This window comes from Brevirhabdus sp. (genome assembly GCF_052826345.1).
In genome coordinates this window covers 26,027-32,066 of record NZ_JBRBUA010000064.1, presented here as the reverse complement: position 1 = coordinate 32,066, position 6,040 = coordinate 26,027, and the positions used below count along the sequence as shown (strand labels likewise).

6 protein-coding genes are annotated in these 6,040 nt (G+C 66.2%); 5 read left to right on the top strand and 1 reads right to left on the bottom strand.

Features of this window, described 5'->3' with window-relative positions; genetic code table 11:
• A partial coding sequence (locus ACU0BR_RS08320; protein WP_446156388.1) for an asparaginase occupies nt 1-438 on the top strand: 438 nt, incomplete at its 5' end.
• A gap of 55 nt (nt 439-493) precedes the next feature.
• Here ACU0BR_RS08320 and serB read toward each other — a convergent pair.
• Entirely contained in the window at nt 494-1,372 is an 879-nt protein-coding gene (gene serB, locus ACU0BR_RS08315) for a phosphoserine phosphatase SerB (protein WP_446156387.1), read from the bottom strand.
• Nucleotides 1,373-1,524: 152 nt separating this feature from the next.
• On the opposite strand from serB, the gene ACU0BR_RS08310 reads away from it, so the two are divergent.
• From ACU0BR_RS08310 to ACU0BR_RS08295, 4 genes are all read left to right on the top strand, one after another.
• Nucleotides 1,525-2,679 carry a phosphoserine transaminase gene (locus tag ACU0BR_RS08310; protein ID WP_446156386.1) on the top strand — a complete coding sequence of 385 codons (1,155 nt, stop codon included), beginning with the start codon at nt 1,525-1,527 and terminating at the stop codon, nt 2,677-2,679.
• A gap of 66 nt (nt 2,680-2,745) precedes the next feature.
• Nucleotides 2,746-4,341 (top strand): phosphoglycerate dehydrogenase, encoded by a 1,596-nt coding sequence (gene serA, locus ACU0BR_RS08305; RefSeq protein ID WP_446156385.1) that lies wholly within the window; start codon nt 2,746-2,748, stop codon nt 4,339-4,341.
• Nucleotides 4,342-4,545: 204 nt separating this feature from the next.
• Nucleotides 4,546-5,292: a metallophosphoesterase gene (locus tag ACU0BR_RS08300; protein ID WP_446156384.1), complete on the top strand. Its 747-nt coding sequence runs from the start codon at nt 4,546-4,548 to the stop codon at nt 5,290-5,292.
• 162 nt (nt 5,293-5,454) lie between these two features.
• Nucleotides 5,455-6,012, top strand: coding sequence for a L,D-transpeptidase (locus ACU0BR_RS08295; protein ID WP_446156383.1), 558 nt, complete (start codon nt 5,455-5,457; stop codon nt 6,010-6,012).
• The last annotated feature ends 28 nt before the right edge of the window (nt 6,013-6,040 follow it).

The window sequence follows — 6,040 nt, the reverse complement described above, 5'->3', positions numbered from 1 at the left end:
TGCTCGGCCCCCAACTTCGCAACGACGGTGCACGGGCTGGCCCGCGCGATGGCGGGGTTCGCCGCCGCCGATGACAGTTCCGTGCGCGGCCGTGCACAGCGGCGGCTGGTCGAGGCAATGATGGCGCATCCCGATCTGGTGGCGGGCGAGGGGCGCGCCTGCACCGAGTTGATGCGTGCGATGGGCGGGCGGGTCGCGATCAAGACCGGCGCGGAGGCCGTGTTCGTCGCGATCCTGCCCGACCAGCGCCTTGGCGTCGCGCTCAAGATCGTGGACGGCGCGACGCGGGCGTCGGAATGCGCCATCGCGGCGATCCTCGTGTCGCTGGGCGTTCTGGACGCCGCCCACCCTGCGGCGCAGAAACGCATGGCGGCGCCGCTGATCAACCGGCGCGGGCTGGATACCGGGGTGATCCGCCCCGCCGAGGGGTTCGTCTGACGGCGGCGCGATGCCTTCGGCGAGGATATTTTCGCGACAATGAAGCGCCCGAGCCTCAGGGCAGGGTGAAATCGGATCGCGCGTAGCCTTGCAGGAACAGCAGCGCGGTCAGATCGCCGTGGTTGATGCGCAGGCTGCATTGAGCGGCGACGGCGGGCTTGGCGTGCAGCGCGACCCCCATGCCCGCCAGCTGCAACATGCCCAGATCGTTGGCGCCGTCGCCGACCGCCAGGACATCGTCGGGCGCAATGCGCAGGCGCGCCACGATGTCGGTCAGCGCGGCAATTTTCGCGTCGCGGCCGAGAATGGGTTCCTCGACCGTGCCGGTAAGCTTGCCGTCGCTGACCATCAGCACGTTGGCGCGATGTTCATGGAACCCCAGCGCCTTGGCCACCGCGCCGCTGAAGGCGGTGAATCCGCCCGAAACCAGCGCGGTATGCGCGCCGTTTGCGCGCATCGTGGCCAGCAGCACGGCGCCGCCCGGCATATGGGTGATCCGCGATTGCAGCACGCGGGCGATGGTGCTCTCGTCCAGATCCTTCAACAGGCTGACCCGTTCGCGCAGGGCGGCCTCGAAATCGAGCTCTCCGTTCATCGCGCGCGCGGTGATGCCGGCGACATGCGCGCCGACGCCCGCTTCGGCGGCCAGCTCATCTATGCATTCCTGCTGGATCATCGTGCTGTCCATGTCGGCCAGCAGCAGCCGCTTGCGGCGCCCTTCCACCGACTGCACCGCCATGTCGACCCCCAGCAGCTGCAACTCCTGCCAGACGTGATCGGCGTTGTCGGGGCGGTTTGGCACCTCGAATTCCGCCGCCTCGTCAGGGGCCAGCCACTGCGCGGTGCCACCGCCCCAGGCGTTGCGGAGATTGTCCACCAGCGCGGGGTCCAGCGCGGGTTTCGCGGGGTCGGTCAGCAGGGTCACAACGGGCATGGGCGGGCTTTCGTCAGGGGCGTGTCGCATTTGGCGGATGAGCGGTCGCTATAGACAGAAAAATCCGTTTGCGGAAGGGCGGGCGGGGGTATATGCGCGTCGGTGGGACACCCCTCCCCAACGAGGGGCATATATCTGGAAGGATATCCATCATGGATACGAAGAAACCGGCCACGCGGCCGGCCAATCCGCGTTTTTCCTCGGGCCCTTGCGCCAAACCCCCCGCCTTTTCCCTGCAAGCGCTTGCCGACGCGCCCCTGGGCCGGTCGCATCGCGCGGCGGTGGGCAAGGACAAGCTGAAATCCGCGATCGAGCGGACGCGCGACATTCTGGGAATTCCGGCCGATTACCGTATCGGCATCGGGCCCGCCTCCGACACCGGCGCCGTGGAGATGGCGATGTGGTCGCTGCTGGGCGCGCGCCCTGCGACGATGGTGGCCTGGGAAAGCTTCGGCGCGGGCTGGGTGACGGATGTGGTCAAGCAACTCAAGCTCGACGCCACCGTCGAGACCGCCGATTATGGCCGGATCGTCGATATGGACGCGCTCGACTATGACACCGACGTCGTCTTCACCTGGAACGGCACCACCTCTGGCGTGCGCATGCCCTCGGGCGATGCGATTCCGGCCGACCGGCAGGGCCTGACGATCTGCGACGCCACCTCGGCCGCCTTCGCGCAGGATCTGCCTTGGGACAAGCTGGATGTGACGACCTTCTCCTGGCAGAAGGTGCTGGGCGGCGAGGCCGCGCATGGCATGCTGATCCTCAGCCCCCGCGCCGTCGAGCGGCTGGAGAGCTACACCCCCGCCTGGCCGCTGCCCAAGATCTTTCGCCTGACCAAGGGCGGCAAGCTGATCGAGGGCATTTTCAGGGGTGAGACGATCAACACCCCCTCGATGCTGTGTGTGGAGGATTACCTGCGCGCGCTCGATTGGGCCGAAAGCGTGGGCGGGCTGACGGGCCTGATCGCGCGGGCCGATGCCAACACCGGCGCGATCGCCGATTTCGTCGCCGCGCATGACTGGATCGACTTCCTGGCCGAGGACCCCGCGACGCGGTCCAACACCTCCGTCTGCCTGAAGTTCACCGATGCGCGCATCGCCGACGGTGCCGGTTTCGCCAAGGCGGTCGCCAAGCGGCTGGAGGCCGAGGGCGCGGCGCTGGACGTGGGCGCCTATCGCGATGCGCCGGCCGGTCTGCGCATCTGGTGCGGCGGCACGGTGGAAACGGCGGATATCGCGGCGATGCTGCCCTGGCTCGAATGGGCCTTCGACGCCGAGATTTCAGCCCAGGCCACCGCGGCCTGAGTCCTTGCCCCGGCTGCAAGGGCCGGGGCGCATCCCCTTTTCAAGACCTATCAAGGAGTGCCCGTGATGGCGCCTAAAGTGCTCGTATCCGACAAGCTTTCGGAAACCGCCGTGCAGATCTTTCGGGATCGCGGCATTGATGTCGATTTCCAGCCCGCGCTTGGCAAGGACAAGGACAAGCTGCTGGAGGTGATCGGCCAATACGACGGTCTGGCGATCCGGTCCGCCACCAAGGTCAGCGACAAGGTGCTGGCCGCCGCCACCAACCTCAAGGTCATCGGCCGCGCAGGCATCGGGGTCGACAATGTCGACATTCCCGCCGCGTCGAAAAAGGGCGTGATCGTGATGAACACGCCCTTCGGCAACTCGATCACCACGGCGGAACATGCGATGGCGATGATGATGGCCGTCGCCCGCCAGATCCCCGAGGCCAGCGCCTCGACCCATGCGGGAAAGTGGGAAAAGAGCCGCTTCATGGGGGTTGAGCTGACTGCCAAGACGCTGGGCGTCGTGGGCGCGGGCAACATCGGGTCCATCGTCATCGACCGCGCGCATGGGCTGAAGATGAAGGTGATCGCCTATGATCCCTTCCTCAGCGAAGAGCGCGCCGAAAAGCTGGGCGTGCGCAAGGTCGAGCTGGACGAGCTCTGGGCGAAGTCCGATTTCATCACCTTCCACGTGCCGCTGACCGACAAGACCCGGGGCATCCTCAGCCGCGACGCCATCGCACAGCTGAAACCCGGCGTGCGCATCGTCAACTGCGCCCGCGGCGGTCTGGTCGACGAGGCCGCGCTGGCCGAGGCGCTGAAGGACGGCCGCGTCGCGGGCGCCGCCTTCGACGTCTTCGCCGAAGAGCCGGCGACCGACAGCCCGCTGTTCAACCTGCCCAACGTCGTCGTGACCCCGCACTTGGGCGCGGCGACCACCGAGGCGCAGGAAAACGTGGCGCTTCAGGTGGCCGAACAGATGTCGGATTACCTGCTGACCGGCGCCGTGAGCAACGCGCTCAACATGCCCTCCGTCACCGCCGAGGAAGCCGCCGTCATGGGCCCCTGGGTCAAGCTGGCCGAGCATCTGGGCGCCTTTGCCGGGCAGATGACGGATGAACCGATCAAGGCGATCAACATCCTCTATGACGGCGCGGTGTCGGAAATGAACCTCGACGCGCTGGGCTGCGCGGCCATTGCGGGCATCATGAAATCGGCCAACCCGGATGTGAACATGGTGTCGGCCCCCGTCGTGGCGAAGGAGCGCGGCATCAAGGTGTCGCGCACCACGCAGGGCAAGTCCGGCGTATTCGATGCCTACATCAAGCTGACCGTGGTGACCGAGAAACGCGAGCGCTCCATCGCGGGCACGGTCTTCAGCGACGGCAAACCGCGGTTCATCCAGATCAAGGGCATCAACATCGACGCCGAGATCGGGGCGCATATGCTCTATACCACCAATGAGGACGAGCCGGGCATCATCGGCGCGCTGGGCAACACGCTGGGCGGCAACGGGGTGAACATCGCCAACTTCACCCTCGGCCGGTCGGAAAAGGGCAAGGACGCGATCGCGCTGCTTTACGTGGACGACGTGATTCCCGATCCCATCCTGCAAAAGCTGTGGGATACCGGGCTGTTCCGCAACATCGCGCCCTTGCAGTTCGACGTGTCCTGAGATCGGCGGGCGGCCCCGGCGCCGCCGTGACGTCCCTTTCCGTGACATCCCTTCGAGGGCGGGCGCGCGGTTTCGCCCTCGAAAGTCCGGCCATGAATTATTGCGGGCATGAAATTCAGGGCCGCGCGGGTGACAGGCCTTGCCTGCGCCCACCCGCGGTCCAGTTTGCCGGTTTGAGGGTCCATATTCCGAGAGGAGGCAGCCATGAGAACCTACGCCGTGGGCGACGTGCATGGCCAGCGCGCCAAGCTGGAGGACATCCACCGCCTGATCGCCGATGACCGCAAGCGATCGAAGGCGCCCGATGCGCGGGATGCGCCCGTGGTTCACCTGGGCGATCTGACCGATCGCGGCCCGGACAGCTGCGGCGTGATCGCGTTTCTGTTGAACGGGATCGCCGAAGGGCAGCCGTGGCTGACCATCAAGGGCAATCACGACCGCATGTTCGCCGGTTTCATGCGGGACCCGGGCTACCATGATCCGCTGCTCAGGCAGGATCTGGAATGGCTTCACCCCCGGTTGGGCGGCACGCAGACGCTTGCGTCCTACGGCGTGGCCGATGCGGCCGAACGCGCGCCCGAGGAGGTGCACGCCGAGGCGCTTGGCAAGGTCGATCCCGCGCATATCGAATTCCTGAACGCGCTGCCGGGATATCTGCGCCGCGATGGCGTGGTTTTCGTGCATGCAGGCATCCGGCCCGGCGTGCCGCTCGACAGCCAGTCCGAGGACGATCTGCTCTGGATACGCGGGCCGTTCCTCGATTCGACCGCGGATCACGGCGCCCTGATCGTGCACGGCCATTCCCCGGTGGATGAGGTGACGCATTACGGCAACCGCGTGAATGTCGACACCGGCGCGGGGTTCGACAAGGCGCTTTCGGCCATCGTGATCGAGGACGGCACCTGCCACAAGTTGACCGACGAGGGCCGCGTGGCGTTGCATCGCGGCTGATTTTCGCGGATGTCTTGTCAAGCGGAACAAGGCCTTCCCGCGCCTGTGAATGAAATTTTACCGTTTGTCGCGAACTTTTCGGCGGATATCCGCGTTGTTTATCCGAAGCCCGCAGCGAACCACCAAGATTTGCGCCAGGGCCCCGTGAAAGAGGAGATAGAGATGCTCAAACGCCGCCAGTTCCTGACCGCCGCCGCCGCAACCGCCGTTGCCGCGCCGCTGCCCGCATTTGCCGCCGGTAATTTCGTTCTGCCGGAAATCTACCGTCCCCAGATCGTCAAGGCCCGTGCCGAACTGCCCGCCGGAGAGCTGATCGTCGAGTCGGAGCGTCACTTCATCTACTGGCTGCTGGGCAACGGGCAGGCCATCCGTTACGGCGTCGGCGTGGGTGAGGCCGGTCGTGAATTCAAGGGAGAGGCCGTCATAGCGCGCAAGGCCGAGTGGCCGCGCTGGACCCCGACGCAGAACATGATTCGCCGCGAGCCCGAGAAATACAAGAAATGGGCGGGCGGTATGGAAGGCGGCCCCGACAACCCGTTGGGCGCGCGCGCCCTTTACCTCTATCAGGGGGGACGTGACACGCTGTACCGCATTCACGGCACACCCTATCCCAGCACTGTGGGCCGGTCGGTGTCGAGCGGATGCATCCGCATGCTGAACGCCCATGTCGAAGATCTTTATCAACGCGTGCCGATCGGCACCAAGGTCACCGTGGTCTGATCTGGTCTGGTCGGGCAGGGGCGGCTGA

Excerpts from the sequence above, each read along its gene's own strand:
- ACU0BR_RS08310 (WP_446156386.1), top strand. The coding sequence starts at position 1,525 with ATGGATACGAAGAAACCGGCCACGCGGCCGGCCAATCCGCGTTTTTCC.
- serA (WP_446156385.1), top strand. The coding sequence starts at position 2,746 with ATGGCGCCTAAAGTGCTCGTATCCGACAAGCTTTCGGAAACCGCCGTG.
- serB (WP_446156387.1), bottom strand. The coding sequence starts at position 1,372 with ATGCCCGTTGTGACCCTGCTGACCGACCCCGCGAAACCCGCGCTGGAC.
- ACU0BR_RS08300 (WP_446156384.1), top strand. The coding sequence starts at position 4,546 with ATGAGAACCTACGCCGTGGGCGACGTGCATGGCCAGCGCGCCAAGCTG.
- ACU0BR_RS08295 (WP_446156383.1), top strand. The coding sequence starts at position 5,455 with ATGCTCAAACGCCGCCAGTTCCTGACCGCCGCCGCCGCAACCGCCGTT.